General features: G+C 65.8%; 3 protein-coding genes. 1 reads left to right on the plus strand and 2 read right to left on the minus strand.

Annotated elements, in window-relative coordinates:
- Window positions 1–191: 191 nt before the first annotated feature.
- Window positions 192–647 carry a MaoC family dehydratase gene (locus AC2VON_RS13890; protein ID WP_486953495.1) on the minus strand — a complete coding sequence of 152 codons (456 nt, stop codon included), beginning with the start codon at window positions 645–647 and terminating at the stop codon, window positions 192–194.
- Between the two features lie 20 nt (window positions 648–667).
- Window positions 668–1,921, minus strand: coding sequence for a CoA transferase (locus tag AC2VON_RS13895; protein ID WP_486953496.1), 1,254 nt, complete (start codon window positions 1,919–1,921; stop codon window positions 668–670).
- Between the two features lie 193 nt (window positions 1,922–2,114).
- Between AC2VON_RS13895 and AC2VON_RS13900 the strand changes: the two genes are divergently transcribed.
- Window positions 2,115–2,430: alpha/beta hydrolase-fold protein (locus AC2VON_RS13900; protein ID WP_486953497.1), on the plus strand; the 316-nt coding region annotated here is incomplete at its 3' end.

Genomic DNA, 2,430 nt, shown 5'->3' on the forward strand with positions numbered 1-2,430 from the left:
GCAGCACCTCACAGCGCTTCAGAACAGCTAACCGCTCCGGGGTGGTCAGCGCGGCGAAGTCCAGGTCAAGCACACGTTTTTGGGCGGCTGCCAGCGCATCGAAGGCCGCGGTGATCGCTTCCCGATCATTCGAACGCATGTTTGAATCATAGCAACGCCCGGCGACAAGCACGGCCGTCATCGACAACCCGTCAGGTCAGGTAGCGAACGATGCTCTCCGCCACGCACGCCGGCTTGGCGCCGCCCTCGACCGTCACCGTGGTCGACAACGTCACCTGATACCCGCCATCACCTAAGTCCACGACGTCAACGACCGAACTCTCGGCGCGGATCTTGGAGCCGACCGGCACCGGGGCGGGGAAGCGCACCTTGTTCACGCCGTAGTTGATGCCCATCTTGACACCGTCGACACTGTAGATCTGGTGCATCAACTGCGGCAGCAGCGCCAACGTCATATACCCGTGCGCGATCGTCGTCCCGAACGGCCCGTTGACGGCCCGCTCCGGGTCGACATGAATCCACTGGTGGTCACCGGTCGCGTCGGCGAACAGGTTGACCGCATCCTGGGTGATCGGCACCCAGTCGCTCTGACCGATCGGTGCACCTTTCGATGCGACCAGCTCGTCGACCGATGTAAAAGTGCGCATCTGCTGTTACCCCTTCTGGTTTACTGCGTTGCCACGGTGCCGGATTGCACCAGCCGGTCGATCTCATCCGGGGTCATCCCCAACCGTTGCCGAAGGACAGCCGCGGTGTGGTCGCCGAGCGCCGGCGCGGCGACCGGGGGCGGATGGGTGCCGTCGATCGACGAAGGCAGCCCCGCCGCCAGGTAGTCACCGACCAGGGGCTGGTGCAACGGCGTGAACATCGGGTTGGCGCGCACGCGCTCAGAGCGGGCGACCTCCAGGAAACTGCGGTACCGGTCCCACAGCAGTGAGGTGGCCGACAACGCGGCCTCGATTTCGGCTGTGGTGTGCCCGGCGAACCAGCCGGTGAACAACCCGGTCAGCACATCGCGGTGCCGGTAGCGCTGACCCTCGTCGGTGAAGTCAGCATCCAGCGCATGCGCCAGCGCGGCAACAACTTTGGCGGTTCCCGTCACCTCGGCCAGGTCGCGAAAGTGGCGGTCGGTGAGCGTGACAACCATGAACCAGACGCCGTCACTGCTGGTGAAGCTCTGGCCGTACTGCCCGTAGACAGAGTTTCCGATGCGTTCCCGACGGCTGCCGTTCACCATCGCCTCGGTGAGGAAGCCGAGCGTGCTGGCGGTGGCAAGCGCGACATCCTCCAGCGCCAGGCTGATCCGGCAGCCCGTACCGGTGCGCTCCCGTCGACGCAGCGCTGCGACCACCGCCAGTGCGGCATGCAGACCACACGCCACATCCCACGCCGGCAGCACGTGGTTGATAGGTGCCCCGTGTGCCCCGCGTGCCCCGCGTGCCCCGTGTGTCCCGAACTCTGGGGGGCCGGTCACCAACGGAAATCCGGTCGCCGCATTCACCGTGTAGTCGACCCCGGTCGACCCGTCGGCCCGGCCGTGCACTTCAAGGTGGATGAGGTCGGGCCGTTGTTCGACCAGGGTGTCGTAGGAATGCCAGTCCCGCCCAGCCATATTGGTCATCAGGATCCCGCTGTCGGTGATCAGCCGCTGAACCAGCCGTTGGCCTTCTGGTGAGCGCAGGTCCGCGGCCACCGAACGTTTGCCCTTGTTCAGGCCCGTCCAGTAGATGCTGGTGCCATCACCGGTGAGCGGCCAGCGGTGATAGTCGGCGGCTCCGCCGATCGGATCAACCCGAACCACATCGCAGCCGAGCTGGGCCAGCGTCATCCCGGCCAGCGGCACCGCCACAAAACTGGCCATCTCGATGACGCGCACCCCGGCCAGCGGGCGCGCTGAATCGAGCGGTCTCGGTTCGGTCACCGGGTCCTCCTGTCGTGGATCCGCTACCAGGACGATACCGGCCCGATAGCGACCCCAGCCGCCCGCGGAGTCCGCAGCGATTCTCAATCGTTAGCGAACCGCGACATCACATCCCGTGGCGGCGAGCATGACATCACGGCCAGCTGTGTTTGACTGCCGCTGAACGGCATTCAAAGTAGTAGAAGGAGACACGATGAAGCGCCTTGACAAGTTCCGCTTGTCGCGCCGGCTGACGATCGCAGCCATCGGCGCGGCGCTGCTGGCCGGCCTGGTGGGCGCCGTCAGCGATTCGCCGACCGCGGCCGCATTCTCCAAACCCGGCTTGCCGGTGGAGTACCTGCAGGTGCCGTCACCATCGATGGGCCGCGACATCAAGGTCCAGTTCCAGGGCGGTGGCCCGCACGCGGTGTACCTGCTCGACGGCTTGCGCGCTCAGGACGACTACAACGGTTGGGACATCGAAACTCCCGCGTTCGAGGAGTTCTACCGGTCCGGCCTGTCGGTGGTCA

The sequence above is a fragment of the Mycobacterium sp. TH-M82 genome, from assembly GCF_057473605.1.